Source organism: Amycolatopsis sp. VC5-11 (assembly GCF_037034185.1).
Lineage (GTDB): Bacteria > Actinomycetota > Actinomycetes > Mycobacteriales > Pseudonocardiaceae > Amycolatopsis > Amycolatopsis nivea.
In genome coordinates this window covers 77,839-104,580 of sequence record NZ_JBAGKF010000023.1, presented here as the reverse complement: position 1 = coordinate 104,580, position 26,742 = coordinate 77,839, and the positions used below count along the sequence as shown (strand labels likewise).

The 26,742-nt window shown below is 70.3% G+C and carries 25 protein-coding genes; 5 read left to right on the top strand and 20 right to left on the bottom strand.

The window, feature by feature from the left end:
• Nucleotides 1-17: 17 nt before the first annotated feature.
• From WA670_RS40305 to WA670_RS40290, 4 genes are read right to left on the bottom strand one after another with little or no spacing between them, the layout of a single operon-like run.
• Nucleotides 18-776, bottom strand: coding sequence for an SDR family NAD(P)-dependent oxidoreductase (locus tag WA670_RS40305; protein ID WP_037810793.1), 759 nt, complete (start codon nt 774-776; stop codon nt 18-20).
• Nucleotides 773-2,134 (bottom strand): MFS transporter, encoded by a 1,362-nt coding sequence (locus WA670_RS40300; RefSeq protein WP_336161358.1) that lies wholly within the window; start codon nt 2,132-2,134, stop codon nt 773-775. Before WA670_RS40300 ends, WA670_RS40305 begins: the two co-directional genes overlap by 4 nt.
• Nucleotides 2,135-2,159: 25 nt before the next feature.
• The gene (locus WA670_RS40295) at nt 2,160-3,041 is read right to left on the bottom strand and encodes a polysaccharide deacetylase family protein (protein WP_043839932.1); all 882 of its coding nucleotides are present in this window, start codon (nt 3,039-3,041) and stop codon (nt 2,160-2,162) included.
• A gap of 2 nt (nt 3,042-3,043) precedes the next feature.
• Entirely contained in the window at nt 3,044-4,039 is a 996-nt protein-coding gene (locus tag WA670_RS40290) for an asparaginase (RefSeq protein WP_336161357.1), read from the bottom strand.
• Between the two features lie 108 nt (nt 4,040-4,147).
• On the opposite strand from WA670_RS40290, the gene WA670_RS40285 reads away from it, so the two are divergent.
• Nucleotides 4,148-5,164 carry a LacI family DNA-binding transcriptional regulator gene (locus WA670_RS40285; protein ID WP_037810787.1) on the top strand — a complete coding sequence of 339 codons (1,017 nt, stop codon included), beginning with the start codon at nt 4,148-4,150 and terminating at the stop codon, nt 5,162-5,164.
• An 87-nt stretch (nt 5,165-5,251) separates the two neighbouring features.
• Here WA670_RS40285 and WA670_RS40280 read toward each other — a convergent pair whose 3' ends face one another.
• Both WA670_RS40280 and WA670_RS40275 read right to left on the bottom strand, forming a co-directional pair.
• Nucleotides 5,252-5,713 (bottom strand): DUF6098 family protein, encoded by a 462-nt coding sequence (locus tag WA670_RS40280; RefSeq protein WP_037810785.1) that lies wholly within the window; start codon nt 5,711-5,713, stop codon nt 5,252-5,254.
• A 35-nt stretch (nt 5,714-5,748) separates the two neighbouring features.
• Nucleotides 5,749-7,215: an aminotransferase class I/II-fold pyridoxal phosphate-dependent enzyme gene (locus WA670_RS40275; RefSeq protein WP_336161355.1), complete on the bottom strand. Its 1,467-nt coding sequence runs from the start codon at nt 7,213-7,215 to the stop codon at nt 5,749-5,751.
• Between the two features lie 101 nt (nt 7,216-7,316).
• Between WA670_RS40275 and WA670_RS40270 the strand changes: the two genes are divergently transcribed.
• The gene (locus WA670_RS40270; protein WP_158691544.1) at nt 7,317-7,490 is read left to right on the top strand and encodes a hypothetical protein; all 174 of its coding nucleotides are present in this window, start codon (nt 7,317-7,319) and stop codon (nt 7,488-7,490) included.
• Nucleotides 7,491-7,803: 313 nt separating this feature from the next.
• Entirely contained in the window at nt 7,804-8,673 is an 870-nt protein-coding gene (locus WA670_RS40265; protein WP_238605613.1) for a serine hydrolase, read from the top strand.
• Nucleotides 8,674-8,707: 34 nt separating this feature from the next.
• On the opposite strand, the gene WA670_RS40260 is transcribed toward WA670_RS40265, so the two are convergent.
• Complete coding sequence (locus WA670_RS40260) at nt 8,708-9,187, bottom strand: hemerythrin domain-containing protein (RefSeq protein ID WP_336161353.1); 480 nt, start codon at nt 9,185-9,187, stop codon at nt 8,708-8,710.
• Nucleotides 9,188-9,341: 154 nt separating this feature from the next.
• On the opposite strand from WA670_RS40260, the gene WA670_RS40255 reads away from it, so the two are divergent.
• On the top strand, nt 9,342-10,436 hold the full coding sequence (locus WA670_RS40255; protein ID WP_336161350.1) for a carboxylate-amine ligase: 1,095 nt from the start codon (nt 9,342-9,344) through the stop codon (nt 10,434-10,436).
• 185 nt (nt 10,437-10,621) lie between these two features.
• On the opposite strand, the gene WA670_RS40250 is transcribed toward WA670_RS40255, so the two are convergent.
• The 6 genes from WA670_RS40250 to WA670_RS40225 form a co-directional block, all read right to left on the bottom strand.
• Nucleotides 10,622-11,437: a DUF1206 domain-containing protein gene (locus tag WA670_RS40250; protein ID WP_134729005.1), complete on the bottom strand. Its 816-nt coding sequence runs from the start codon at nt 11,435-11,437 to the stop codon at nt 10,622-10,624.
• 75 nt (nt 11,438-11,512) lie between these two features.
• Entirely contained in the window at nt 11,513-11,980 is a 468-nt protein-coding gene (locus tag WA670_RS40245; RefSeq protein WP_238605610.1) for an STAS domain-containing protein, read from the bottom strand.
• 388 nt (nt 11,981-12,368) lie between these two features.
• Nucleotides 12,369-12,572: a serine hydrolase gene (locus WA670_RS40240; RefSeq protein ID WP_336161347.1), complete on the bottom strand. Its 204-nt coding sequence runs from the start codon at nt 12,570-12,572 to the stop codon at nt 12,369-12,371.
• Between the two features lie 67 nt (nt 12,573-12,639).
• Nucleotides 12,640-13,839 (bottom strand): vWA domain-containing protein, encoded by a 1,200-nt coding sequence (locus WA670_RS40235; protein WP_336161345.1) that lies wholly within the window; start codon nt 13,837-13,839, stop codon nt 12,640-12,642.
• Complete coding sequence (locus WA670_RS40230) at nt 13,839-15,041, bottom strand: AAA family ATPase (protein WP_336161343.1); 1,203 nt, start codon at nt 15,039-15,041, stop codon at nt 13,839-13,841. The genes WA670_RS40235 and WA670_RS40230 overlap by 1 nt, the downstream gene beginning before the upstream one ends.
• Before the next feature lie 18 nt (nt 15,042-15,059).
• A complete protein-coding gene (locus WA670_RS40225) occupies nt 15,060-16,508 on the bottom strand; it encodes a hypothetical protein (protein ID WP_336161341.1) in 1,449 nt (482 codons plus the stop codon).
• A 263-nt stretch (nt 16,509-16,771) separates the two neighbouring features.
• Here WA670_RS40225 and WA670_RS40220 point away from each other — a divergent pair, with 263 nt between their 5' ends.
• Nucleotides 16,772-17,386, top strand: coding sequence for a TetR/AcrR family transcriptional regulator (locus WA670_RS40220; RefSeq protein WP_336161339.1), 615 nt, complete (start codon nt 16,772-16,774; stop codon nt 17,384-17,386).
• A 45-nt stretch (nt 17,387-17,431) separates the two neighbouring features.
• Here the strand turns inward: WA670_RS40220 and WA670_RS40215 are convergent, their stop codons facing one another.
• The 7 genes from WA670_RS40215 to WA670_RS40185 form a co-directional block, all read right to left on the bottom strand.
• Nucleotides 17,432-19,114 (bottom strand): 3-ketosteroid-delta-1-dehydrogenase, encoded by a 1,683-nt coding sequence (locus WA670_RS40215; protein WP_336161337.1) that lies wholly within the window; start codon nt 19,112-19,114, stop codon nt 17,432-17,434.
• Nucleotides 19,115-19,208: 94 nt separating this feature from the next.
• Entirely contained in the window at nt 19,209-20,048 is an 840-nt protein-coding gene (locus WA670_RS40210) for an alpha/beta fold hydrolase (protein ID WP_134729001.1), read from the bottom strand.
• Between the two features lie 48 nt (nt 20,049-20,096).
• On the bottom strand, nt 20,097-20,591 hold the full coding sequence (locus tag WA670_RS40205; RefSeq protein ID WP_205673144.1) for a flavin reductase family protein: 495 nt from the start codon (nt 20,589-20,591) through the stop codon (nt 20,097-20,099).
• Complete coding sequence (locus tag WA670_RS40200; RefSeq protein WP_134729000.1) at nt 20,588-22,060, bottom strand: FAD-dependent oxidoreductase; 1,473 nt, start codon at nt 22,058-22,060, stop codon at nt 20,588-20,590. Before WA670_RS40200 ends, WA670_RS40205 begins: the two co-directional genes overlap by 4 nt.
• 13 nt (nt 22,061-22,073) lie before the next feature.
• Entirely contained in the window at nt 22,074-24,578 is a 2,505-nt protein-coding gene (locus tag WA670_RS40195; protein WP_167754121.1) for a flavin-containing monooxygenase, read from the bottom strand.
• Between the two features lie 28 nt (nt 24,579-24,606).
• Nucleotides 24,607-25,530 carry a VOC family protein gene (locus WA670_RS40190; RefSeq protein WP_336161332.1) on the bottom strand — a complete coding sequence of 308 codons (924 nt, stop codon included), beginning with the start codon at nt 25,528-25,530 and terminating at the stop codon, nt 24,607-24,609.
• A gap of 15 nt (nt 25,531-25,545) precedes the next feature.
• A complete protein-coding gene (locus tag WA670_RS40185) occupies nt 25,546-26,730 on the bottom strand; it encodes an acyl-CoA dehydrogenase family protein (RefSeq protein WP_336161330.1) in 1,185 nt (394 codons plus the stop codon).
• Nucleotides 26,731-26,742: the final 12 nt, after the last annotated feature.

Sequence of the window (26,742 nt, the reverse complement as noted above, 5' to 3'; positions counted from 1 at the left end):
CGCTAGCGATCACGGGCTCAATCCCGCATCGCGACGGTGAGCGCGCCGTCGACCGTGATCGCCTGGCCGCTGACGTACGAAGCCGCCTCCGAGCTGAGGAACTCGATCACGCTGGCGATCTCCTCCGGCTTGCCGACCCGGCCCCACGGGATCGTGGCACCGGCCCGGCGAAGTCCTTCGGGGCCAAGGGAATTGGCCGCGTCCAGCGACTGCGGCGTCTCGATCAGGCCCGGGACGATCGCGTTCGCCCGGATTCCGCGCGGGCCGAACTCGACCGCGAGGCTGCGGATCAACCCGAGCACGCCTGCCTTCGCGGTGGCGTAGTGCGCGTGCTCCGCCCAGCCGTACACCCCGCCGGCGATCGACGAAATGGCCACGATCGAACCGCCCTCGCGCAGGTGCGGGGCCGCCGCCCGGGCCAGCCGCATCACGCCGTGCAGGTCGACTTGCAGGACTTCGTCCCACTGGTCGTCCGTCATCGTGTCGAAGGCGGCGCGGCGCAGGATTCCCGCGTTGGCGATCACGTGGTCGACCCGGCCGAAGGCGTCCAGGGCCGCGGCCACGAAGGCTTGCGCCGACGCGGTCCGGCTGACGTCGAGTTCGACGATCAGCCCGGTGCCGCCCGCCTGCTCGACCCCGGCCAGCGTTTCCCCCGGATCGTGCGGGTCGCCGGGGAAACTGCCGATCACGACCCGGTCGCCGCGCGCTGCCAGGCGGATCGCGGCGGCCCGGCCGATGCCGGACGCCGCGCCGCTGATCACTGAAACCGCCGTCATGCCGCTTCCGCTTTCGTTCCGGCCGGGCGCACCGCGGCCCCGGCGTCGGGGGTCACTGTCTTGGTGCCCAGCATGATCAGGCCGGACGCGAACGTCCCGAGCGCGCCGACCAGCAGGGCGGCCGTGGAGAACGACATCGCGTCCGCGACCAGTCCGGTCAGGATCAGGCCGCCGACGATCGCGCCGGGCTGGCTCATCGCGCCGATGAACGTGCTTCCGGTCGCGCGGCAGTCGGTGTCGTAGCACTCGGCCTGGAAGAACATGATCGCGGCGTACGGGCCGAGCAGGAAGAACAGCCCCAGCATGTACGTGACCAGCACGTAGGCCGGGTTCTCCGGGCCGACCAGCATCGCGGCGAAGAAAACGCCCGCCAGCAGCCAGCCGGTCACGATCACCTTCTTGCGGCCGAACCGGTCGCCCAGCCAGCCGTGCGTGAGGTAGCCGAGCGCGCCGACCAGGTTCGACACCACGACCAGCACCAGCGCGTTGCCCGCCGAGATGTGCTTGCCGGATTCCAGCACCGTCGTGCCGAGCACCGAGAAGGTCTGGATGCCGAACCAGTTCACCAGCCAGGCCAGCGACAGCATGATCGTGTTCCGCAGGTGCTTGCCGGAGAAGATCCTCTTGAACGGAGCCGCGTGCTGCTCCTCGAGCCCGACCCGCGCGGCGAAGGCCGACGCCTCGTCGCCGCGGCCCTCCTTGCGCAGCCGCCGCAGGGTCTGTTGGGCGACGAACTGCGGGCTTTCCTTCAGCCGCAGGCACAACAGCGCCACCACGAACGCCGGGATCGTCGCCAGCAGGAACGCGATCCGCCAGCTGCCGGGGCCGAAGACCGCGGTGATCAGGCCGACGAACGCCGCCGCCAGCAGCGCGCCCAGCGGCCAGCCGGTCTGCACGATCGAATAGACGAAACCCTGGTGGCGCTTGATCTTCCGGTCCTCGGTCAGCGCGTAGAGCTCGTTGAGGTAGGTCGCGTTCACCGACTGCTCGGCGAGCCCGAGGCCGCTGATCCCGCGGACGCCGACCAGGCTCGCGGCGCCCGCGGTCGCGGCCGTCGCGGCCGAGGACAACGCGGTGCCGCCGACCGAGATGATCATGCCCTTGCGCCTGCCGAGCCGGTCGACCAGCGGGCCGACCGCCAGCACCACGACGAAGGTGCCGACACTGACCAAAGTGGACACCAGCAGCGCGAAACTCGCGTCCCAGTGGAAACTGTCGGAGATCCGGGGCAGCAGCGTGCCGAACATGATGAAGTCGTAGACCGCGACGGCCCAGGCGAAAAAGGCGATCTTGGTCGCCCGTCTGGTCTCCTTGACCGAGACGGCGGGCAGCCCGCTCCCGGGTGCTGAGGTGGTCATCTGGACGCTCCTGTCGTGAGCCGGGTCAGGCGGTGCGCGGGAAACGCGCCTGGAAGTCCTGGGCGATCTGGTCGAAGGTCGCCCAGCGGACGCCCTCGTGCCCGTTGATGTGCTCGATCAGCCGCTCCAGCATCAGCAGCACCTGCGGGCGGCCGGACACGTCGGGGTGCACGGTGAAGGTGAAGACCGCGTAGTCGAGTTCGCGGTAGACCCAGTCGAACTGGTCGCGCCAGATCTCTTCGAGGTGGCGGGGGTTGACGAACCCGTGGCTGTTCGGGCTGGACTTGACGAACATCATCGGCGGCAGGTCGTCGAGGTACCAGCTGGCCGGGATCTCGACCAGGTCGGTCTCGGCGCCGCGGACCAGCGGCTTCATCCAGGTCGAAGCCGGCTTGTCGTAGTCGATCTTGCTCCAGGAGTCGCCGACCCGGACGTAGTACGGCGTGAAGTCGCGGTGCATCAGCGAGTGGTCGTAGCGGATCTTCCGCTCCACCAGCAGTTCGTTGGTGACCGGCGAGAACTCCCACCACGGCGCGACGTACCCGGTCGGCCGCGTGCCGGTGCGCGCCTGGATCAGCTCCAGGCAGTAGTCGAGGATCTCCGATTCCTGCGCGCGGGTCATCGCGATCGGGTTCTCGTGGCTGTAGCCGTGCAGGCCGATCTCGTGGCCCGCCGCGACCACCTGCTCGAACTGCTCGGGGAAGGTTTCGATCGAGTGGCCGGGCCAGAACCAGGTCGCCGGGAGGCCGTAGCGGGCGAGCAGCTGGTTCAGCCGCGGCACGCCGACCTCGCCGGCGAAGATGCCGCGCGAGATGTCGCCCGGCGAGTCCTCGCCGCCGTACGACCCGAGCCAGCCGCCGACGGCGTCCACGTCGATGCCGAAGGCGACGAAAATTTCCTTGGCCATGCTCAGATTCCTTTCTCACGGTTCGCGCGGCGCCGCAGCCGGTCGGCGGCGGCGCCGGCGGGAAAACGGGACAGCAGCAGCGCGAGCAGGATCCGCGTCTGCGTGAACGGGAGGGCGGTCGCCGGGACCGCGCCGGCGGCGATCGCGTCGACCGCGCCGCCGCTGCCGTAGATGGCGGCGCCCGGTCCGAACGGGACCCGGCTCGACAGCGCCACGACGGTCCCGGCGTCGACGGCCGCGCGCAGCGAGCGCAGGTAGCCGCGGTTGAGGTTCCCGGAACCGGTCCCGGCCAGCACGATCCCGGGCGTCCGCTGCTCGACGAGGTGGTCGAGCAGTTCCGGGGTCGCGCCGGGCGAGAGGGTCAGCGTTTCGACGCGGAGCGAGCCGAATCCGGGACCGGGCAACGGAAGCGGCGCGGACCGGACCGGCCGGGCGGTGATCAGCGGGCCGTCGTCGAGCACCTGTCCGATCGGTCCGCCGGACTGCGCGGCGAACGGCTGCGGCAGCAGGGTGTGCGCCTTTCGCAGGCCCCGCGCGGCGAAAAGCTCGCCGGCGAACGAGACCAGCACGCCGAGCCCGCGGGCCTCGGGCGCGGCCGCGACGGCGATCGCCTGCCGCAGGTTGCGGGGCCCGTCGGAGCCGTCGCGGTCGGGCGCGATCTGCGCGCCGGTGAGCACCACCGGCCGGTCGTCGTCGTGGACCAGGTCCAGCAGGAACGCTGTCTCCTCGATCGTGTCGGTGCCGTGGGTGAGGACGATGCCGTCCACCTCGGGGCGGGCCAGCTGGGCGCGCACCGCCTCGGCGATCGAGGCCAGGTCTTCCAGGGTCAGGTTGAACGAGTTCTCCCGCAGCACGTCGACCGGTTCGACCTTGACGGCGGGGTCTTGCCCGGCCGCCGCGAGCAGCGCGCCGGCTCCGTCGGCGGCGACCGAGGCCCCGCCGGGACCCGTGCGGGAGGCGATGGTGCCCCCGGTGGCCAGGACCACGATGTGCGTCATGGGCGTTGAGTGTGAGCTACACAAACGTTTGAGTCAATCGTTTGTGTCAATCGTTTGTGGCGAGGTGCGCGCGGGCCGGGCATACTGAAGCCCGACGACAGGAGGCAGATGCCCGCGACCGTGCGGCCCTTCACCCAGCGGATGATCGCCGAGGACGTGGGCGTCAGCGTGACGACGGTGTCCCGGGTGCTCAATCCGGCGGAAGAGCATCCGGAGCGCTGGGCGTCGCCGGAGAAGGTCGCGGCGATCCTCGACTCGGCCGAGCGCAACGGCTACCGCCGCAATCCGCACGCCGCGAGCCTGCGCACCGCCCGGTCGAACGTGATCGGCGTGCTGGTCCCCCGGCTGCAGGACTTCGTGCTGGCGACGATCTACGAGGGCATCGACGAGGCCGCGACCGAGGCCGGGATCTCGACCTACGTCACGAACTCGCTCGACAACCCGGAGCTGCAGCGGCAGCGCACCCAGCAGATGCTGGACCGCCGGGTGGACGGGCTGATCTTCGGCGACGCGCACTCCGACGACACGTTCCTCGACGGCCTCGCCGAAACCGGCGTCCCGTTCGTGCTGACCTCGCGCAGGCTGGGCAGGCACGTCTCGATCACCTGCGACGACCCGGCGGGCGGGCGGCTGATCGCCGACCATCTGCTGGAGACCGGCCGGCGGGACGTCGCGATCGTCGCCGGGCTCCCGTTCGCGTCGACCGCGCAGGAACGGACCCAAGGGCTGGTCGACCGCTTCGCCGAGGCCGGCATCGAAATCCCCGCGCACCGCATCGTCTACAACGGATTCGACGCGGCGGCCGGACGCGAGGCAGCCGATCAGCTGCTGGCGCGCAAGCCCTATCCGGACGCGATCTTCGCGACCAACGACTTCGCCGCGATCGGCGCGATGGGTTCCTTGCGGGACAAGGGACTCCAGATCCCCGAGGACGTCGCGCTGGTCGGGTACAACGACACTCCCCTCGCCGCGTCGATCTCCATCCCGCTCACGACGATCCGGTCGCCGATGCACGAGATGGGGCGCCGGGCGCTGGCGACGCTGCTCCGCAAGCTGGCCGGGCAAGAGGTGGAATCGGAGCGACTGCAGCCGGAGCTGATCGTGCGGGCGTCGACGGTCGGCTGAGTTCCGCAGAAGTCCGTGAGGGGACCCCTGGCGGAATCTGATTCCTGCAGGGTTCCCCTCACGACCGGCCCGCCGCGCGGCGGCGGGTCACGATTGCCGGTCCATCGAGCCCCAGTCCGCGGGAGCTTCCTGATCGACCAGCCGCAGCGCTTCGTGCATGACGGCGTCCTCGATCCAGGCCAGCGGCTCCGCGTCCACGACCAGCGGCTCGTTGTCCGGGCCCCGCGCGATCTCCCTGCCCCGCAACAGCCACGGACGCACGCCGGGGCCGCCGCGTTCGCGCAGGTGCTGGTAGTCGTGCAGGCGCCGGGCCAGCCACAGCCGGAGCGAGCGGCCGCGCCACCACGGCTGCCGCGCCAGCGAGTTCGCCGACAGTCCCGGCAGCAGCATCCCGGTGAGCCCGTCGCGGCTTTCCTCGCCGGAGCGCAGGTCCGCGTCCGGGCCGCGCGACCACCGGATGTACAGGTCGTCCTCGCCGGCCCGGCGGAACGCCGAAACCAGTTCGTCGAGGTCGCGCACGACGGGCAGCCGGTTGTCCCATTCCGTCATGGGCCCGGGATTACCCGCGTCCAGCGGAGGCAACCTCAGCGGGCGACAACCCGCACGCCGCGCAGCAACGGATCCACCGGGTCGGGCAGGAACATGCCCGCGGCCACCCCGCTCCGCAGATAGTCGAGCATCGGACGGGTCAGCACCTCGCCAGGCAGCACGGCCGGGACACCGGGCGGGTACGGGCTCATCGTTTCGGCGACGATCCGTCCGGCGGCCTTCTCGACCGGGATCTGTTCGGCCGGGCCGAAGAACGCGTCGCGCGGCAGCATGGCCTGGTCCGGTTCCAGGTCCTCGGGCGCGGGCAGGTCCACCGATTTCGCGCGGGGCAGCTCCTCGGCGTGATCGGACAACGCTTGCAGCGCCTCGACCAGCCGGGCGGCCGTCTCCTCGTCGTCGCCGACGGTCAGCTGGGCGGCGATCCGGCGATGGTCGGAGAGTCCGACGTCGACCCGCTGGTGTTCGCGCAGCCAGTGGTTCGCGTCGTAGCCGGAGCAGCCGAGGCCGGACACGTCGATCAGCATTTTCAGCGGATCCCGGTCGTCCGCCCGGCCGGGGCCGAGGAGTTCGGCATCGCCCAGCACGGTGATCCCGGCGATTCCGGCCAGCCGCTTCCGGGTGTCCGCGGCCAGCTCCAGCACGGTGTCGAGCAGGCCCTTTCCGTGTTCGACCATCTGCCTGCGCCAGCCGTCGAGTCCGGCGTAGACGAGCGACGACGGGCTGGTCGTGTCGAGCAGGTCGGCGCGCATGGCGAGCACGTCGGCGTCGACCAGGTCGCCGCGCAGGTGGTAGACCGAGCCCTGTTCCAGGCCCGCGCCCATCTTGTGCACGCTCGTCACGCACAGGTCGGCGCCCGCGTCCATCGCCCACGCCGGCAGGTCCGGGTGGAACGGGAAGTGCGCGCCCCAGGCTTCGTCGACGATCAGCGGCGCCCCGCGCTCGTGGCAGATCCGCGCGACGCCGCGGATGTCCGCGCAGGACCCGTAATCGGTCGGCGTGATCAGCAGCATTCCCTTCGCCGCCGGGTGTTCCGCGAAGGCCGCCTCGGTCTCTTCCGGCCCGGGCGGATGGGCGAAGTGCAGGGTCCGGTCCCAGCGCGGGGACACCCACACCGGCCGGACGCCGCTCAGGATGAGCCCGGCGACCACGGATTTGTGCACGTTGCGGGAAATCAGCAGCTCTTCGCCCGGGCCCGCGACCGACAGCATCGCCGATTTGACCGACAGCGAACTGCCGCAGGTCGAGAAGAACGCGCGGTCCGCGTGCACCGCGTCCGCCATGAGGTCTTCGGCCTCGTTCAGGACGCCGCGGGTGAGCGCCCGGTCGTCGAGCCCGTTCATCAGGATGATGTCCGAGGCGAACACGTCGCGGCCGACGATCTCCGTCAGCCGGGGGTCGGCGCCACGGCCCTGTTTGTGCCCGGGCGGCAGGAAGGACACGTGCCCGGACGCGCGGAACCGCCGGATCGCCTCGAGCACTGGTGCGCGGGAATGATCGGCCACCCGCCCCGCTTACCCAGCCGGGCCGATCTCAAACAACGACCCGTTTCAGGGGCCCCGGAAGGGGTAATCCCCGCTGGTCTTCACCCGGAGACGGAGGAATCATGACTCAGATGACAGAACAACCGCAGCAGGCAGGCGGCTCGCTCGCGACGCCGCGGCGCACGTGGATCGGCGACCACGACCCGACGGACCAGAACTGGCAGGAGGTCGGCGACGAGATCCAGCTGGCCGCCCAGCGGGCCGGAAGGGCGTGGCAGCAGCCGGAAACCGATTGACCGAAACCCCGGGAACGACGACGGCGAAGAGGGATGATCGGGCAGGCGCAGGCGCCTGAACGTCCTCCGGCTTTCGCCGCCGTCGCTTTGTGCGCACCCTCGACCGCCGTCGCCGCACCCCTGTCGACGGCCGGGTCGTCGCAGGTCAGCGCGGCGCGGGTCGGCCAGATGGCCGATGCCCGGACGGGGTTGCCCGCCGACTGGCCTGAATGGACGGACTTTTCGGACGATCCTGTCCGTCCCCTGGTCTCCCTACCTTCGGAGCGCTCCCGCTTCCCGCAGAAGCGGACCGTTGCCGAAGGAGTGCGCATCGATGAAGATGCTCGTGGGGCTCGCCGCGCTCGCCGTCGCGGGAGGTCTGGTCGCCGCGATCTGCCTGGCCGCCGACTCCGGCGGCACCGACTGGCAAGCCGCGTGCGGAACGGCCCCGGCTTCGACGGCGGGCAAACATCCCGGAGCCGTCGCGGACGCCCGGAAAGCGTTGCTGAGCAACGGGAACGACCCCCGGCTCGAAATGGAGGTCGTCGACCTCGACGCGTGCGCGGTGGAGGTCGGCTGGAAGGCCGATCAGCCGCAGCCGACCGCGTCCGTGGTGAAACTGCTCATCGCGCTTGATCTCCTCGACCGGTCCGGGGTCCCCGAAGACAGCGAGGCCGACGCCGTCCACGCCATGCTCGCGGCGAGCGACGACCGGGTCGCCAGCCGGTTCTGGCAGCAACTCGGCGGACCGGCCATCGTCCGGCGGCAGGCCGGGAAACTGGGGCTCACGCACACTTCGCCGCCCGACGATCCCGGCCAGTGGGGGTCGACGAAGATGTCGCCGGAGGACGTCGTCACGGTGTACCGGCACATCACCTCGGCACGGTCCGACGACGAACGCGATTTTCTGACCGAGGCGCTGGAAAGCGCCCCGCTCACCGCCGCCGACGGGTTCGACCAGCATTTCGGGATCCCGCGCGCCTTCCCCGGTGCGACGTGGGCGATCAAACAGGGCTGGGGCACGTCGGAGGGGCGGCGGGTGCTCAACACGACCGGTCTGGTCCGGACCGGGTCGCGGACGTTCGCGGTCGCGGTGATGAGCACGTGGGACGACAGCATCGATGTCGGGACCGCGACCAAAGCGCTCACTACGGCCACGGGGGCGTTGAAGGATTCTCTTGTCGCCAACGGCAAGCTCACCTGAGTTCGTCCTTTGTGGACACGCGCGTGCTCTCAGTTCATGCTTTGGCGCTCTGCAGTTTCAGCGGATTCTTCGGCGCGTCCGGCCGCGCGTCGATCATCCGCTGCCCCAATTCCTGCAACTGCTTTCGGCCCATGGCCGAGCGGACCTCCGGGAACCACTCGTCCTCTTCTTCCTCGACGTGGTGGCGGACGTTTTCGGTCAGGACGGTCACCTTCGCGTCGAAGGTTTCGTCCTCCGGGTCCAGGTCGAGCAGCTCCGACAGCATCCACACCACGACGTGGTGCTCCTCGACGCTTTCCAGGACGTGGTCCTTGGTCTCCGGCACGGCTTCCTTGGCCGCCGGGTAGAAGATCTCTTCTTCGATGTAGGCGTGAATGGTGAGCTCTTCGATGATCGAGTCGACGATGCGGCGCTTTTTCCGGTAGGCCTTGTCGCCTGCTTTTTCGAACTCCTTGAAAAGCTTCTCCACCGTCTTGTGGTCGTTCTTGAGCAGCACGATCGCGTCGGTCGACATCGGGGTCCTCCCAGGCGGTCCGGGCGCGGGCAGCGCAGGGTCGCCCGCCCGCCGTTTCTTGCTCCGCGGATTACCCTTTTCCGGGCGGGGAAAACGTCGTTTGCGCGCGAGGCCGCCGGGGTACTCCGATGCCCCCGACCCCAGGAGAACCTCGGTGAACGACCAGACCGGCGACGAGCTGACCTTCGGCATCGAGGAGGAGTTCTTCGTCGTCGACCGCGACGGCCGGCTGGCCCAGGCGGACGACGTCGTCGACCGCGCCGCGGAAACGGGCGGCGACAACGGTGAACTGCAGCACGAACTGACCCAGGCGCAGGCCGAGATCGCCACCGACGTCTGCCGGACCCGTGGCGAGGCACTGCAGCGGCTGCGCGAGTTGCGCGAAGACCTGGCGGCGGCCGCGCGGCGGCAGAACCGCCGGTTGCTGCCCGCGGCCTCGCCGCCGGTGTCGGAGGAGGGGTTGCCGGACGTCACGCCGAGTCCGCGCTACGAGCGGATCGGCGAGCATTTCGGGGCGACCGCGCGGACGTCGCTGACCTGCGGCTGCCACGTGCACGTCGCGATCCCGGACAAGGAGACCGGCATCCAGGTGCTCGGGCGGATCCGGCCGTGGCTGCCGGCGCTGCTGACCGTGACCGCGAATTCCGCGATCGCCGACGGCTACGACACCGGTTACCGCAGCTGGCGCTACCAGCAATGGAGCCGCTGGCCCTCGGCCGGCCCGCCGCCGCGGTTCGCGTCGCTCGACGAGTACGAAAGCGTCGTCGACGCGTGGCTGCGCTCGGGCGCGATCCTCGACCGCGGGATGGTCTACTGGGACGCCCGGCTCTCGGAGAAGCAGCCGACGATCGAGTTCCGCATCGCCGACGTCGCCGCGACGCCCGAGGAGGCGGTCTTGCTGGGAGTGCTGGCGCGAGGCCTGGTCGCCACCGCACTGGCGGACGACAATCCCCCGCCGGACCTGCCGAACGAGGTGCTGCGAGCCCACCTCTGGCGCGCGTCGCGGGACGGCATCAGCGGTTGTTGCCCGCACCCGCGGAGTGGCGATTTGGCCCCGGCGAAGGCGGTGCTCGCGGATTTGATCGAGGTGACGTCGTCCGCGCTGGAATCGGCCGGGGATCTGGAGTTCGCGCAAGAGGCGACGGCGCAGCTGTGTGCCGAGGGCTGCGGCGCGGACCGGCAACGGCGGCGGTTCGCTGAGCGGGGGCGGGGCGAGGATGTCGTGGACCTGCTTGCGGGCACTCCCTGACTGCGGGCTCGTCAGCAACACCGCTCTGGCCGAGCTGACCTCATCCGAGATCCGCGCAGGAACCCACAGCGCAACTGTGCGCCGAAGGCTGCGGCGCGGACCGGCAACGGAACCGGTTCCCAGAGCGAGGCCGCGGCGAGGATGTCGTGGACTTGCTCGCGGGCGCTCCCTGACCGCCAGGCCCGTCAGCGCCGATGCGCCCACGCCGCAGCCAAGCAATAAACACCGAAGGCCGCGAGACCGAGCGCCACCACCGTCAGCAGCACCGCGCCGAACGGCTGGGCGGCGAGGGTTTTCAGGCTGGCATCCAACCCGCCCGCCTGTTTCGCGTCGGAGCGGAAACCGGCGTAGCCCAGCAGGAACGCGGTCACCGCGAAAACGACTGCCTTCGCCAGGTACCCGGTGCTGCCCAGCCATCCGACCCAGCGGCGGGTCTTGCCGGGCAGCCCGGCAAGGTCGAGATCCTCGAGGAAACTCTGCTTCACGCCCTTGACCCCGGCCGCGACAGCGACGCCGAGCACGATCGCGGCGGCGGCCACCACGAGTGCGGGACCGGCGGGCAACTGGAGCAGCTTCGCGGTGAATTCCTGCTGGGTCTGGTCGCTCGAACCACCGCCGCCCTGGCCCGCGGCGAGGCGGAAGGCGGTGGCGCCGATCGCGAGCACGACGATTCCTCGCGCGGCGGCGCCGAACCGTTTGCGCGTCCGTTTTCCGCCGCTGGTCCAGGTGTATCCGGTCGCGGCCATCAAGAACTGCCACAGCCCGAACGCGACGAGCCCGGCCGCGAGCACCCACAGCAGGACCTGGCCGAACGCCGTCGACCCGACCTCTTGCAACGCGCCCTTCTGATCGGGCTGTCCGCCGCTGCCGAAGGCGACCCGCAGGGCGAGGTAGGCGAGGATGAGGTGCACGAGCGCGTAACAAACCATTCCGGCCCGGCCGAGGAGCTGGGCGGTGTCGGTCTTTTCGCCTCGGGCGACCTTGGCGGCGATCCGGTTCATGGGGTGGGGATACCCGCTGTTGCCCCCGCTACCACTGGGCCAGGTGGCGCAATCCGCCACCTCGGTGAGCCACGCTCACGGAGGGTAAGTCCACAGAGGACGCGCTCGCTTGAGCCAAGGCGGGACCGGGACCGGCTGCGCGGTTCTGCGGCGCGTGCGCGCGTTCAGAACGGCGTCGTCGAGACTGCGCATGACGGGCAGCACGCGGTTGAGACCCAGCAACGCCAGCGGGCGCAGCACAGCCCGCTGTTGCGCGACCACCGCGAACCGCACCCCGGAGCCGCGGGCGTTCTCGGCCAGTTCGGCGAGGGATTTCAGGACCCGGGCGGAGCAGAACGGCACCTCGGTCAGGTCTACGAGCAGGGCAGGCGGCCGCAGCCCGAGTTCACCGGACACGATCCGGCGGAGCCGGGGAACGTCGGCGGCGTCGAGGTCCCCGGCGAGGGTGACCACAGTCGACTTCGCGGTGCGGGCGAGCGTCGTCGCGGGGCGGCCGGCCGGGCACACGACGGTCAGGCTCAACGGCGGGGCGTTGCCGTGCATGATTTTCGTTCCCTCCTCGCGAAAAGCGGGGCGGGGACCGGGAACACGCGGGGCCGGGCCTGCGGTCGGAACGCCCCCTCGTTCGGCTGGTCGGGTGCGGCGAGACCGGCGATGCCGCCAACATACCTTCGGGGCGCCCGTTTTGTGCAACCCTGCCTCACCCGGCCGGCGGTACGCGACGGCGTCAGGCGTCCTCGATCCGCCGGTCGATTTCGCGGATCACAGCAAGGCTGCCGTACTCCGCGTTCGACATGACCGCGCGCCGATCGGCGGGTAGCTGAAGATGTTCTGCCGCCACCCGGTGACCCGCCCCCGGCATCGACGACCGGATCGCAGCCCTCGGCAATGTCCACCACCGCTTCCCGGCGGTCGAAGAAATCCGACGCGGTCATGCCCCCTCCCCCGGCGGGAAATTCGGTGGCTTGGCGGCGAAATTCGGCAAATGGTGGCGCGTCCGGGGCAAGTCGACGATCTCGGTGATCGGCGTGTCCAGCTCCAGCCGTCCCTCGTCCACCAGCGGCAAGGCGGCCACCGCCGTGAAGAGCTTGGTGATGGACGCCGTATCGAACCGGAGGGCAAGCCGGTTCGGCACCGCCCACCGGCGGCTCGAGCGCTCAGCCAGGCGTCGAGGCCGGTGAAAGACATTCTCCGAAGGCAGCTCATCCCACCGTGACCACCCGGGCCCAATCGGGCGGGGCCTCCGGCCGGTAATCGGGGTCGTTTTCGTTCACCTGATGTTCCCGGCGGAACAGGCCCACCACCGTCCGGCACGGCGGTTTCGTGGCGGGCCAAGGGGTTTGGCCGTCGGTCAACGCCACGAGGACGTCCGGGCGCGGGCTGCGCTTCAGCGCTTCGGCGAAGCCGGCGCACAGATCCGTCCCGCCGCCGCCCAGCAACGGGATTCCCTCGTCTCGGCACAACTGCGTCACATACGCGGCGGCGTCGCACGACAGCACCGAAACCAGATCGCGTCGACCGCCGACCGCGCGGACGATCTCGGCGATTTCGAGGATCGCGCTGCCCAATTCGGCGTCGCTCACCGAGCCGGAAGTGTCGACGATGACGCAAACCTGCGGCGGGCGGCGGCGCAGGCTCGGCAGGACGACGCCGGGCAGGCTGGCCGATCTGCGCGCGGGACGGCCGTAGGTGTAATCCTCGCCCGCACCGGAAATCGCCGATCGGAGGGCCGCGCCCAGCAGTTTCCGCCACGGTTGCGGCGGGTGGAACGCTTCCTCGGCCCAGCGTTTCCATCCCGCCGGGACCGCGCCGGGGTTGCCGTTGATGCCTTGCGCGACGCGGAACCGGACGGCGTCTCGTTCCTGCTCGCTGAGTGCGTTCGCGCCGTCCGGGCCCAGCTCCCACTCGCGGTCCAGACCGTCGGCGCCGCTGCCGCAGTCGAGCCAGGCGTAACCCGCGGTGTAGGGGCCGAGGCGGAATTGCGTCAGGTATTCCTCCATCAGCTCCCCCTCGCGCAGCCTGAGCAACTGCGGGTCGACGGCGCCCTCCGGCCGGACCAGGCCGCCGCCGAAGACGTCGTCGTTGATTTCGCAGTCGGCGGCGATGTTCATCCGCAATCGCTCCCCCGGCCCGGTGAGCTCGTGTTCCGCGGCGAACCGGTCGCTGCGGCCGTGGTGGTCGCGCAGCAGGTGGGAGACCTCGTGCACCCAGACTCCGGCCAGCTCCTCCAGCGGCATGCGGTCCACGAACCCCGGCGACACGTAGCAGCGCCAGTGGCGGTCGACGGCCATCGTCGGCACTCTCCGTGACTCCACCACATGCAAGGCGAACAACGCAGTCGCCAGATACGGTCGCTGCCGGACGGCGTATAGCCGCGCGGCGTAGAGCTTCTCCTCGTCCATCACTTCTCCCCCACGCGGTCCGCGCGCCGGGACAAGGCGACCGCTCCGGAAAGCCGCTCGATCGCCGGTGGGACCTGCCAGTCGTCGCGGCGCAGCGAGGCGAGTGTCGACGCGGGCACGACCACCAGGTCCGGCGCGCCGGTTTCCAGTGCCAGCACCAGCAGCGACCACGCCGCGTCCCAGCGGGACTGATCCGGTCGTTTCCGTACCGCTTCCACCACACCGTCGAGCACGGTCTGGCGGAGGTCGCCGCGTTCGGGCAAGACGGCAGTGTGCGGGTTCGCGAGCAAGGTTTCCGGGTCTGGCAAATCCATCCGGTCCAGGCTGGCCAGCAGCTCCAGCCCGGGACCGTCGCCGACCGTGCCGCGCACCAGCATGGACAGCACTTCCCGGGAGGCGCCCGCGGCGGTGGCGAAGGCGATCAGGCGCAGGGTCATTTCCCAGCTGCGCGGCGAGGGCCACGGACCGCCGCGGCGGGTTTCGCTCTTCGGCAGTTGGTGCACGAGGCCGGGCCGGGCGGTCAGCAGTCCGCAGACCGCCCGGCGAGCGAACGTCACGGCGTCCGGCAGCAGCACTGGGTCTAGCTGGGGCAGCGTTGCCTTCGGCCACGTGCCGCCGAGTCCGCGTACCACGACGTCGTGGTCGTAGGTCCACTGCAGGTGTACGAAGCGGTTGGCCAGCGGCGGGCTCAGTTCCCAGCCGTCGGCCGCGGAGGAACGCGGGTTCGCGGCGGCCACGATCCGGACGCCCGGCGGAAGCCGCAGCGCGCCGACCCGTCGTTCCAGCACGACCCGCAGCAGCGCGGCCTGAACGGCGGGCGGCGCGGTGGAAAGCTCGTCCAGGAACAGTAATCCCTGCCCCGCTTGGACCAGGCGCACGGCCCAGTCCGGCGGGGCCATCGGCACGCCCTGCACGGCGGGGTCGTCGCCGACCACCGGCAGGCCGGAGAAGTCGGATGGTTCGTGCACGCTGGCGATCACCGTCGTCAGCGGGAGTTCGAGGGCCTCAGCGAGGTGGTTCAGCGCGGCTGTCTTGCCGATGCCGGGCTCGCCCCACAGCAGCACCGGCAGATCGGCGGACACGGCCAGCGTCAAGGCTTCCAGCTGACTGTCCGGGCGCGGTTCGGTTTTCGTGTCGTCCAGGAGGACGAGCAGATCGGCGGCGACGTCCAGCGGGCGTCGGGTTTCAGCAGAAATTTCCATGGCAGCAGACAGTTTTGATCACCTTGGGGGTTGGTTCAGCGAGTGGCGGCGGCGCGCCCGCCGGGTGGTGTCCGGAGCGGACCGAAGGGGTCCCCGACCGGCGAGTCCAGCCCGGTAGAGGCCATGGACGACTTGGCCGCGCACAGCCGTTTCGAGTTCTTCGCGCAGAGCTCCGCTGCGCAGGAGCACGTCCGGTCCGAGCAGACTTTCGACGATGGCGAGGGCACCGGCGGCGTCGCCATGGTCCAGCCGCGCGCGGACGTCCACGAGGTTTTCCGGCGACCGGTGTGCTTCGTCGATTGCCCGCAGGCACGGCAGTTCGGGGCCGCCCAGCGCGCCCAGGAGTTCCTCGCGGCGGATCTCGCTGGGGTCGTGGTCCAGCGGGACGAGCACGCCGTCCACCACGCCGATCCGATGGGTGGCACCGCGGCATTCGACGGGACGGGAATTCCTTGGGTGGCTGGGGTTTTGTGCCGTGCTGGGCCGAGGGCCGGGCCGGAGTGCCGCCGCGACGAGCGGATGCAGCTGACTGGCTTCGAGCAGTCCGGCGTGGAGCAGTTCCAGGTCGGGCAGGACCCAGGTCGCGGCGTCCGGCAGGACCGGGATCCTGCCGGTGGGGTTTCGCCCGCCCAGGTTCAGGGTCAGCCGGTGCCGGGAGGTGAGCCGGACGGAGACGAGGCCGCCCGTGCTCCCCTCCGCGCGCAGCAGCAGCTTCGCCTCGGCGCGCCACCGGTCTACGGCGCAGGGGCCGATTCCGGGCGGGATCGGGCTGGTGCGGTCCGGCGGCCGATGGCTCGACCGTTCGCGCAATTCGCCCGCGCTGTGGCCCATTCCCGGCGGGAACGAGCTGCTCTGGTCCGGCGGCCAGCGGCCCGACCGGTCCTGCAACTCGACCGCTCCCGGCAGGAACGACCAGGTCCGGCCCTGCGGCCAACGGCCCGGCCGGTCCCGAAACTCGCCCGTTCCGGGCAGGATCGGGCTGGCGCGGTCCGGCGGCCAGCGCCCCGACCGCTCCCCCAACTCGCCCGCGCGGCGCACGTCCCACAGGTGGCGGTGCAGATCCAGGCGATAACGCCGGTCAGGCCGGGGATGCGGGTGCAGACCGGCGTCGCGCTGCGAGGGTGACCACAGCGCAAGGCTGATCCGCTGCCCGGCAGCCGCCCACGCCGGCGGCGTGCGCGCGACGAGCTGGATGTCGCCGTAGCGGGCCAGGGACACGGTGAGTCCGGGACGCAGCAGGCCGTCCGGGGCGATTCTCGGGAAATGCCAGCGGAGCAGGTCAGGAGCCAGCTGCCGGAGATCGGCGCGGATCTGTGCGGCCAGCCCAGCGCCGTGGGCCCGGCTTGCCGTTCGCAGGTTCAGATCCACGTCGACGCGGGCGGCGGCGCAGGCTCCGGCCCAGTCGCCCGCGGCCCGGCGGGCAGTCGCTGACTCGATCATAGACGGCGGCACGGCGAACTGTCGCACGCGCGCCCAGGAAAGAAGACGAGGATTTTCGTTCGCGGGGAATGGGTGCATCAGCACTCACCCGGGGCGAACGGAACCTCCGATCTGCACGAGTAGTCGTTCATCACACCCGAGCGTAGCAGGATCGCCGCGAGCCGCGCCCGAACGTGTCATATTCTGACACCCGTGGCCGGACGGCGCGTTGTTCCGCAGAGCGGTCAGCGGGCAGCACCAGGCGCGTCCGGGCGGCTACGGTCCATGCACGCGACAGGGAGGGAGTCCTGGTGACGGAGCCGAAACGGCAGACCCTCACCGAGCGCCGGGCCGAGGAGCTGCGGATGAGCATCGCGCTCACCGCACGCGACCTGTTCGTGGCCGAGGGCCACACGGCGGTCACTGTCGAGCGGATCTGCGAGATCGTCGGGATCAACCCGCGGACGTTCCACCGGCACTTCCCGGTCAAGGAGGACGTCCTGATGCCGCTGCTGCGCCGCAGCGAACGGGTCATCCTCCAGGGACTCGAGGACGCGCCGGACGACGCGGACCCGGTCGAGATCCTGACGGCCGCGCTCACCACGGAGCTGAACCGGCGGCAGGTGCCGGAGTACGACCACCAGATCATGACGCTGATCGTCAACACGCCGCAGTACCGGCTCCGGTTCGTGGAGTGGTGCGAGGGGCTCAGCGAGGCAGTGACGCGGTTTCTGGCGCGGTATTACGAGCTCGACGAGGACCCGTTCCTGCGCGAGCTTCCGGCGCTGCTGGTGATTCAGACGATGCGGCACGCGCTGATCCAGTGGGTGCAGAACGGCGGGTCCGATGACTTCGCCGACATCGAACGGTGGGAAGCGCGCGGATTGCGGCTGGCATTGAGCGGATTGACCCGACTCCCCAAGTAGTCCTTTGTGGACCGAACACAAACCCCGCCCGGTCCACAAAGGACGTTACGAAGACGCGCCCGCCGCGTGCAGAGCGGCGATGTACCCGTACACCACGCCCTGTCCGATCGTCGCGCCCGCGCCCGGGTACGACGCGCCGAAGGCGTTCGCCGCCGTGTTTCCGATCGCGTACAGGCCTTCCATCACAGTACCGTCCTCGCGCAGGACTCGGGCGTGTTCGTCGGCGACCAATCCCCCGCACGTGCCGAGGTCGCTCAGGACCACCTTGACCGCGTAGTACGGCGCGCGGCGCAGCGGGGCCAGGTTCGGGTTGGGGACGATCGTGGGGTCGCCGTAGTAACGGTCGTACGCGCTGTCGCCGCGGCCGAAGGCGGTGTCGCGTCCGGTGGCGGCGAGAGTGTTGAACTGCTGGAAGGTGTTCTGGAAGGAATCCGCCGGAACGCCGATCGCTCGGGCGAGTGCGCCGAGGTCGTCCGACTTGTGGGCGATTCCTGCCCGGTACCACGATTCCGGGAGCGGCTGCCGCGGAAAGCAGCGGCCGGCGAGGATGTAGCTGTCGCGGTAGCGCTGGTCGAAAACCAGCCACATCTCCTCGACCGGCGTCCCGGCCCGGTCGCGCGCCAGGATTTCCTGCCCGAACGACATGTAGTCAGTCGCCTCGTTGATGAACCGTTTCCCGGTCTGGTCGACGATGAACGAACCCGGCAGCGAACGTTCGGCAAGCATGACCGCCGGGGCGCCGCCCGGCACCGGGGCGAAGGCCGGGAACCACCAGGCCTGGTCCAGCAAAGCGGTGCCCGCGCCGAGTTCCTGGCCGGCCAGGATGCCGTCGCCGGTGTTGCCTTCCGCACCCAGGCTGTACTCGCCGAGCCGAGGCGACTGGAACTTGTGCCGTGCGTCGACGTCGTGGTCGAAGCCGCCCGCGGCCAGGACGACGCCGCGCCGGGCCTGCACGGTGACTTCGCGATCCCCTTGCCGCAGAACGGCTCCGGTGACCCGGTCGCCGTCGCGCAGCAGGCGGACGAGGGCGGTCTCTGTCCACACGGGAATGCCCGCGCGCAGCACGCCCGCGAACATCCCGGCCGCAAGCGCTTGCCCGCCCGCGAGATAGTCGCGGCCGATCAGCATGCCGCCGATGCCCAGCGCGGCCCGGGCGAAGATCCGCGGCAACGCCTTGAGCGGCTTGCGCGCCACCAGGTTCATCCACTTGTAGTCCGCGCCGGTGACCGGCATCGGGACCGGCGCTTCCATCACGCCGGGACGCAGCCTGGGGCGCTCGTCGCCGAGGACGGAGGCGTTGAACGGGCGGCATTCGCACGTCCGGCCTTCCGGACGGCCGCCCGCTTCCTCGGGGTGGTAGTCGGAATAGCCCTTGGCCCAGAAGAACCGCATGGGAGTGGTGCGGCGCAGCATGTCGACGGCGGCGGCACCGTGCTCAAGGTAGGCGCGGCCGCGTTCGGCCGGGGCCGAGTCACCGACCACGGCGTTCAGATAGGTGCCCGCGTCGGCGACCGAGCGGTCCGGCAACGCGGCGTTCCCGGGGATCCAGAACGCCCCGCCGGAACGCGCGGTCGATCCGCCGACATAGCCGGTCTTCTCGACGACCAAAGTGGACAGTCCGCGTTCGTGGGCCGCGAGCGCGGCGGCCATCCCGGTTCCCGAGCCGACGACGAGGAGATCGACGGTCGTGTCCTCGGCAGGCACGAGCGCGGGCATTTTCTTCTTCATGTCCTTCGAACTCCACTTCGTTCTCGGCAGGAGGCCGGGTCACCGTATTTCGCCGGGTGCGCCGGTCCCCCGGCCGAGTCCAGTCAGCGGAACATCAGCGGCCGAGGAAAGCCAGGACAGTGGCTTCCCAGGCGGCTTTCTGTTCGATCATGACCCAGTGCCCGCAGTTCGGGAAGATGTGCACCTCGCCCTGCGGCAGCGCACGCATCGGAAGCAACGCCATGTCGACCGGGCTGACGCGGTCGTCGCGCCCCCAGGTGACCAGGGTCGGGACGTCGAGGCGGCGAAGCTGGGCCCAGGCCGGGGTTTCCGCGCTGCGTGCGGCGGCCGCCATCGCGGCCAGTGCCGCCGCGCCGTACATCCGGCGCGAGTTCTCCAGCGTGGCGGGATCCGTCGCCTGGCTCCAGCGTTCCTCGATCAGTTCCTCGGTGACCATCGCCTGGTCGTAGACCATCGAGCGCAGCCAGGCGACGAGCGCGTCGCGGGTCGGGTTTTCGACGAACTCGCTGAGCCGGACGATCCCTTCCCCGGGCTGGGCACTGAAAATCGGGGTTCCGATGCCGCCGATCGTGACCAGCCGCTCGACGCGTTCGGGGGCCGCGAGGGCGAAATCCGTCGCGACGAACCCGCCCATCGAGTTGCCGACCATGCGCACGCGATCCAGGGAGAGACCGTCGAGCAGCGCCCGCACGGCGGTCCTGGCGGACTGCATCGGGTGCACGGCACCGAAATCGTCGCTGACCCCGAAACCCGGGAACTCCAGGACGATCGTGCGATAGTGCGGGGCGAAGGCCGGCAGGTTGGCGCCGAAGTTGCGCCATCCGGTCACGCCGGGCCCGGAACCGTGCAGCAGCACCAAAGGCGGGCCGTCGCCGCTTTCCCGGTAGCGCAGCACACCGTGTTCGGTGGGGAGTTCAAGCAGTTCGGGGGTCATGGCCCGACCTTGCCAGCGGAACCGGGGCCGGTCGATCGCCCTTCCCGATCAGCGGACGCCCGCGCTGATCCGCCCGTAGCGGCCCCGGAAAAAGACCAGCGGCTCCAGGTCCGACGAGTACAGATGCCGCACCCGCGAAACCACGATCGCGTGATCGCCTGCCACGTGCTCGGCATCGAGTTCCGCCTCGATCCACGCCAGCGAACCGGCCACCACGGGCGCGCCCGAAGGCGACGGCGTCCAGTCGATCCCCGCGAACTTGTCGGCGCCCCGGGCCGCCAGCTGACGGCACACCGCTTCCTGCGACTCGGACAGGATGCTGATCGCGTAACACCCCGCCGAGCGCACCCGCGGCCACGAAGTGCTGGTCGCGGCTACGCAGAAGGCAACCAGCGGCGGATCCAGCGACACCGACGTGAACGAGTTCGCCGCCAGCCCGACCGGCGAGCCGGTTTCCTCGTCCATGCCGGTGATCGCCACGACGCCGGTCGCGAAATGCCCCAGCACGGTGCGCATCAGGGCGGGGTCGGACGGTTCGGTCACTGCACTTCCCCCTTCGCCGCCGCGCGCCCGGCCCGGCGTCCGTAGAAACTGCCGTCGCCCAGCGAAGCGCCGCTGACGTAACCGCCGGTGCAGATCCCCGCCGTGCAGCGGCCCGCCGCGAACAACCCCGGGATCGGCGCCCCTGACACGTGCAGCACCCGCGAGTCCAGGTCGGTCCGCAGTCCGCCCAGCGGGAAGCCTGCGGTGGCGCCTCGCAGGTCGAAGGCAGCGACCGCGCCGGTAAGCGGGCGCAGCCATTCCGGTTTCTTGCCGAACAGCGGGTCCCGGCCTTGCGCCGCATACGTGTTGTAAAGCTCGACCGTGGTTTGCAACGCCCGTTCCGGGAGGCCCATGTCGGCCTCGAGTTCGGCGATGGTCTCCGCGGCCCAGGTCGGCGGGACGCGGAAGTTCGGGGTCGCGGTCTCGGTCGCGAGCGCTTCCTCGTGCGCCTGTTCGTCGATCACCAGGTACGCCTGGTTGTCCTGGTGGAACAGCGTCGCCTGGCCGATCCGGCCCGGGTACGTGTCCTCGGTGACGTAACGCTGGCCCTGGCCGTTGACGAGGATGCCGCGCGCCATCATCTGCGGGTCGCCGAAGAACGCGACCTCCGTGGCGTCCATGTGCGCGGTCGCCGCACCGAACGCGGTGGCCGCCAGGATGCCGACGCCGTCGTGTTCCTCGATCGCGGCCCCCGGGCGGCCGATCAACCGCGGCGCGTGATCGGCGACCATCTGCTCTGAGTAGGCGAATCCGCCGGTAGCCAGGACGACACCGAGGTCGGCCCGCACGGCGATCTCGCGTCCGTAGCGCCGCGCGAGCACTCCGACGACTCGGTCTCCGTCCACAATGAGACTGCTCAGGCGGACGTCGTAGGAAACGCGCACGCCGAGCGCTTCCGCGGTCTCCGCGAGCGGCTTCATCAGCATGTATCCGCCGCCTTGCTCGCCCGTGCGCTTGTTGCTCATCCGCGGCACGTGCCCGCGCGGCGCAGGCCTGGCGACGGCGTTGAACGGGGCCGCGTTCTCGCCGCCGGAGTACGCCAGGCCTTCGTCGTGCGGCGGTTCCCAGCCGGGCTCGTCCCAGAGCGCCTCGCGGAAGGGCACGCCGTTGCCGACGAGCCAGTCGTAGTGCTCCAGGCTGCCGCGGCAGTAGTCGGCGATCTTGGCTCCGTCCGCGCCCGGGCCGACGGCCGCGAGCAGGAACTTCTCCATGTTCTTCGCGCTGTCCGCGAAACCGAGGGCGCGCTGGAGCGGAGTGCCGCCGCCGAGGTACACGAACCCGCCGGCCAGCGCCGCCGCGCCGCCCCAGCCGCTCGTGCGTTCCAGGATCAGCACCTGCGCGCCGGACCTCGCCGCCTCGATCGCCGCGGACACCCCGGCGATGCCGTACCCGGCGATCACCACGTCCGCGGAGTCGTGCCATTCGGCGATCGCGGCGGCCGGGACGGGACGCAGTCGGTCGGTCGTCATGGATCAGTCCTTCCTAGGCCAGGAGGTCCCGCATCATCTGCCAGAGCTTCTCGCGCGCGGGTTCGGTCAGGGACAGCGCCGGGATCGTCAGGAAACCGTGGAACAGTCCCTCGAACCGGTGCGCGGTGACTGCTGTCCCGGCCTCCCGCAGGCGCTGCGCGTAGTCGTCCCCGGAGCTGCAGAGCGGGTCCAGTTCGGCGGTCGCGACCACGGCGGGCGGAAGGTCTGCCAGCGACTCTGCCCGGGTGGGCACCAGGTAGGGGCTGTCGGTTCCGTCCGGCGCGTATTGCGCCCAGTACCACCGCATGGCGCTCTCGGTGTTGTAGTCACCCTCGCCGTACCGGCTATAGGACTCGGTGGTGAAATCGTCGTCGATCACCGGGTACAGCAGGACTTGCCCGGCGATGCGCGGGCCGCCGCGGTCGCGGGCAGCGAGGCACACCGTGGCGGCCAGGTTGCCCCCGGCGCTGTCGCCGGCCACGCCGATCCGGGCTGGGTCTCCCCCGTATTCAAGGGCGTGTTCAGCTGCCCAGACCACGGCCGCGTACAGGTCCTCCATCGCCGCGGGTCCGGGATGCTCCGGGGCCAGCCGATAGTCGACCGCGATCACGACGGCACCCACCGCGGCGGCCATCGAGCGGCAGAACTCGTCGTGGCTGTCGAGGTCGCAGAACACGAATCCGCCGCCGTGCGCGAAGACAACCACCGGAAGCGGCCCATCGTGCTCTGGCGCGTAGATCCGCAGCGGCAGGTCTCCGCCGGGGCCTTCGATCACGCGGTCCTCCGCGATCCGCATCGCGGGCTGGTGGGTCAGCGGCGCCCGCCGGGACCGGATGATCGCCCGCAGTTCGGCGGGCTCGTGCTGGGTCACGTCCGGGAAATCGGCCAGCCCGGCCAGCATCGCCTTCACCTCGGCGCCCGCGGGATCGTCCAGCACGAACCCGCGATACCCGGCGGCCGCGACGTCGTCGCAGATCGAGCGGTACTTGCCGAGCCCGCCGATGTAGGGCATGAACACCCGGGGCTTGCCGGGGATGTTCGCGCCGAGGTACCAGGAGTTGGCGGCCGGGAACAACGTCGCCGCCGCGTTGGCGTTGCACTCGACCACCCAGTGTGCGACAGCTTCTTCGGTCGCCTCGATGGTCGACACCCGGTTTTCGTCGAGATAGTCCACACAGGACGCGATCCAGTCCACGTGTTGTTCCGCGGTCAGCACCATGTTCGCCAGGACGCTCGGGCTGCCGGGCCCGGAAACGACGAACATGTTGGGGAATCCGGCGACCGTCAGCCCGAGGTAGGTGCGCGGGCCCGCCGACCACGCGTCGCGCAGCGTGCGCCCGTTCCGGCCGCGGATGTCGATCCGGGACAGCGAACCCGTCATGGCGTCGAAGCCGGTGGCGAAGATCAGCAGGTCGAGTTCGTGGAGAGCGTCCGACGTGCGTACTCCGTCGGGCGTGATCTCGCTGATCGGCGTACGCCGGAGGTTGACCAGCTTGACGTTGTCCCGGTTGTACGCCTCGAAATAGCCGCTGTCGGTGACGATGCGTTTCGTGCCGATCGGATGGTCGTCCGGGATGAGCTGCTCGGCGATCTCCGGATCGTGCACGAGTTCGCGGATCTTCGCCTCGACGTACTCGCGGGCGGTGTCGTTGGCGGCGAGATTCGTGGTCTGGTCGGGAAAAGCCTTGGCGAACAGGTATCCCCCGCGCTCCCACCACTGGTCGTAGATCCGGGTCCGTTCGGCGGCATCGACCTCGAGCGCGCCGCGCGGGTGCGGGCTGTTCGGCGTGCCGCCGCCGCTGATCCGCGACAGCCGCCGCCGTTCGGGGTAGCCGGCTTTGATTTCCGCGACGTACTCCGGGGTGAGCGGGTGGTTCCGCGCGGGAATCGAATAGTTGGGGCTGCGCTGGAAAACCGTGACCCGCGCGGCGGTTTCGGCGACGACCGGAATCGCCTGGATCCCGGACGACCCGGTCCCGATCACGCCGACCCGCTTGCCCGCGAAGTCCACGGCGTGCCGCGGCCAGGCGCCGGTGTGGTACAGCTCGCCCGCGAAACTGTCCCGTCCGGGAATCTCCGGCAGGTTCGTCGCGGACAGGACACCGGTGGCCAGCACGAGGAACCGCGCGCTGACGGTCCGGGCGGTGTCGGTGCTGACCGTCCACCGCCCGGACCGTTCGTCGTACTCCGCCGCCGTCACCCGGGTCGAGAACTCGTACGCGGGACGCAGGTCGTGCCGGTCCGCGACGTGGTCGAGATACCGCAGGATCTCTTCCTGGGTCGCGAACCGTTCGCTCCACGTCCAGTCCTGCTGCAGTTCCTCGTCGAACGAGTAGGAATAGTCGATGCTTTCGACGTCGCACCGCGCACCGGGGTACCGGTTGTGGTACCAGGTGCCGCCCACCCCGGCCGCGCTCTCGAAGCCCCGCACCCGCATGCCGTGCGCGCGGAGTTTGTGCACCGCGTAAAGACCGGCGATCCCGGCCCCGACGACGACTGCGTCGAAACAGTTTTCCACGTTGGTTCCCCTAGGTGCGGCAGTCGGCTCAGGCTTCTCCGCGCGCGGCGGCTTCCTTCATTTCCTTCATCCAGAGCCATTCGTGGCCCCAGTAGCTGTCCGCGGTGATTTCCTCGGCGGTGTAATAGCTTTCGTCGACGAGCTGGCCGCCGTAGCCGTATTCGATGTCCCAGCCGCCGGGGACGCGGACGTAGAACGAGATCATCTTGTCGTTGGTGTGCCGCCCCAGCGTCGAGGACACCGGGAAATCGCGCGCCAAGACCTGGTCGTAGGCGCGGCCGACCGCGTCGAGCGAATCGACCTCGACCATGACGTGGATCAGGCCCGGGTCGCGGCCCTCCAGGCTCGGCATGATCGCCAGGCTGTGGTGGCGCCGGTTGATCCCGAGGAACCGGATCCGCAGCGGGCCGGCTTCCGGCGGGCCGGGCATCCGGAACGCGCCGCGGGACAGGAAGCCGAGCGTTTCGGTGTAGAACTCGAAGGACTCGTCGAAGCTGGTGGTCGGCATGACCACGTGCCCGAGGCCCTGCGCGCCGGTGACGAACTTGTGGGCGTACTTGGTGAGCACCGGGCTGTGTTCGAGGACCGGCCCGTGGAAGAACTCGAGCGGCGTGCCGCCCGGGTCCTCGGCGGAGAACCCGGCCTCGACCTTGCGCCGGTCCGCGAGTTCCTGCGACATCGGCGTGCAGTCCACCCCGGCCTTTTCGAGGGTCTCGCGGAGCCGGCGCAACGCCGGGGCGTCCCGCACCTCCCAGCCGACCGCCGTCACGCGGTCGGCGTCGCCGTGCTCGACGGTGATCCGGGACGGCCGCTCGTCCATCCGGAAGTGCAGCGCGTCCTTCTCGTCGCCGAAGCCCGGCGCGAAACCGAGCACGTCGAAGCCGAGTTCGCGCCAGCGTTCGAGGTCGGTGGCGATGACCCGGACGTAGCCGAGTCCCTTGATTTCGCTCATCGTGGGTGTCCTTTCTCAGATCATCACGCGCAGCGGGCCCTGCGGGACTTCGACGTTCAGCGACGCCAGCGCGGCGGCGTGGTAAGTGGTGCTCGTGACGTGGATGGCGTGGTGCAGACCGGCGTGCGCGTCGCGCCAGAAGCGCTGCAACGGGTTGTCCATCCGCAACGCGTTGCCGCCGGCGCGGTCGAAGATCTCGTCCGCGGCGCGCACCGCCCGCCACGCCGCGCGGGCCTGGTCCCGGCGGATCCGGGCACGGGTGGCGAAGTCGATCTCCTCGCCGCGGTCGACCTTGTCCCACACGCGGTCCACATTGGACAGCAGCTGCTGACGCGCGGCGTCGATCTCCGCGGCCGAATCGCTGAGCGCGTGCAGCACGTACGGGTCGTCCTTGACGAGGGTGCCGGTCGCGCCGACGCGGTTGCGCTGGTAGTCGATCCCGGCGGCCAGCACGCCTTCGCAGATGCCGATGGTCGCCGAGGTGATGCCGAGCGGGAAGATCGTCGACCACGGCATCTTGTACAGCGTCTCGGTGACGCCGTACTCCCTCGCCGCCGAGCCGTCGATGACCTTGTCCGCGTCCATCACCCGGTACGCCGGCACGAACGCGTCCTTGACCACGATGTCCTTGCTGCCGGTGCCGCGCAGGCCGACGACGTCCCAGGAACCGTCGATGATCTCGTAGTCCGAACGCGGCAGGATCACGTGCATGCTGTGCGGCGGCATCAGCGGCTGGCCGTCCTTGCCGCCGAGCAGCGCGCCGAGGAAGATCCAGTCGCAGTGGTCGGTGCCCGACGAGAACTGCCAGCGGCCGTTCAGCACGAAGCCGCCATCAGCCGGAACCGCGACCCCGGCGGGCATGTACGGCGACGCCTGCCAGGTGTCGGTGTCCTCGCCCAGGATCTCTTCCTGCACCTTCGGATCGGCGAAGGCGAGCTGCCACGGGTGCACGCCGACGATGCCGCCCACCCAGCCGGCCGACCCGTAGATGCTCGCGGTCTTCATGACGGTTTCGGCGAACTCGCGCGGGTGCGCCTCGTAACCGTTGTACTTCTTGCGCTGCAGCAAGCGGATGATGCCCGCTTGCTTGAGCCGCTTCGCCATGTCGTCCGGCAACCGGCCGAGCGACTCGCCTTCGTCGGCGCCGGCCCGGAGTTCCTCGGCGATCGCCTCGATGTTGTCGATTGCTGCATGCGGCATGACGGCTCCTTG

What these genes read in the sequence shown, in the direction of transcription:
- WA670_RS40215 (WP_336161337.1), bottom strand. Translation starts at nt 19,114, where the DNA reads ATGAAGAAGAAAATGCCCGCGCTCGTGCCTGCCGAGGACACGACCGTC.
- WA670_RS40265 (WP_238605613.1), top strand. Translation starts at nt 7,804, where the DNA reads ATGAAGATGCTCGTGGGGCTCGCCGCGCTCGCCGTCGCGGGAGGTCTG.
- WA670_RS40250 (WP_134729005.1), bottom strand. Translation starts at nt 11,437, where the DNA reads ATGAACCGGATCGCCGCCAAGGTCGCCCGAGGCGAAAAGACCGACACC.
- WA670_RS40230 (WP_336161343.1), bottom strand. Translation starts at nt 15,041, where the DNA reads ATGGAAATTTCTGCTGAAACCCGACGCCCGCTGGACGTCGCCGCCGAT.
- WA670_RS40210 (WP_134729001.1), bottom strand. Translation starts at nt 20,048, where the DNA reads ATGACCCCCGAACTGCTTGAACTCCCCACCGAACACGGTGTGCTGCGC.
- WA670_RS40280 (WP_037810785.1), bottom strand. Translation starts at nt 5,713, where the DNA reads ATGACGGAATGGGACAACCGGCTGCCCGTCGTGCGCGACCTCGACGAA.
- WA670_RS40305 (WP_037810793.1), bottom strand. Translation starts at nt 776, where the DNA reads ATGACGGCGGTTTCAGTGATCAGCGGCGCGGCGTCCGGCATCGGCCGG.
- WA670_RS40235 (WP_336161345.1), bottom strand. Translation starts at nt 13,839, where the DNA reads ATGGACGAGGAGAAGCTCTACGCCGCGCGGCTATACGCCGTCCGGCAG.
- WA670_RS40295 (WP_043839932.1), bottom strand. Translation starts at nt 3,041, where the DNA reads ATGGCCAAGGAAATTTTCGTCGCCTTCGGCATCGACGTGGACGCCGTC.
- WA670_RS40285 (WP_037810787.1), top strand. Translation starts at nt 4,148, where the DNA reads ATGCCCGCGACCGTGCGGCCCTTCACCCAGCGGATGATCGCCGAGGAC.
- WA670_RS40290 (WP_336161357.1), bottom strand. Translation starts at nt 4,039, where the DNA reads ATGACGCACATCGTGGTCCTGGCCACCGGGGGCACCATCGCCTCCCGC.
- WA670_RS40270 (WP_158691544.1), top strand. Translation starts at nt 7,317, where the DNA reads ATGACTCAGATGACAGAACAACCGCAGCAGGCAGGCGGCTCGCTCGCG.
- WA670_RS40300 (WP_336161358.1), bottom strand. Translation starts at nt 2,134, where the DNA reads ATGACCACCTCAGCACCCGGGAGCGGGCTGCCCGCCGTCTCGGTCAAG.
- WA670_RS40245 (WP_238605610.1), bottom strand. Translation starts at nt 11,980, where the DNA reads ATGCACGGCAACGCCCCGCCGTTGAGCCTGACCGTCGTGTGCCCGGCC.
- WA670_RS40260 (WP_336161353.1), bottom strand. Translation starts at nt 9,187, where the DNA reads ATGTCGACCGACGCGATCGTGCTGCTCAAGAACGACCACAAGACGGTG.
- WA670_RS40190 (WP_336161332.1), bottom strand. Translation starts at nt 25,530, where the DNA reads ATGAGCGAAATCAAGGGACTCGGCTACGTCCGGGTCATCGCCACCGAC.
- WA670_RS40200 (WP_134729000.1), bottom strand. Translation starts at nt 22,060, where the DNA reads ATGACGACCGACCGACTGCGTCCCGTCCCGGCCGCCGCGATCGCCGAA.
- WA670_RS40185 (WP_336161330.1), bottom strand. Translation starts at nt 26,730, where the DNA reads ATGCCGCATGCAGCAATCGACAACATCGAGGCGATCGCCGAGGAACTC.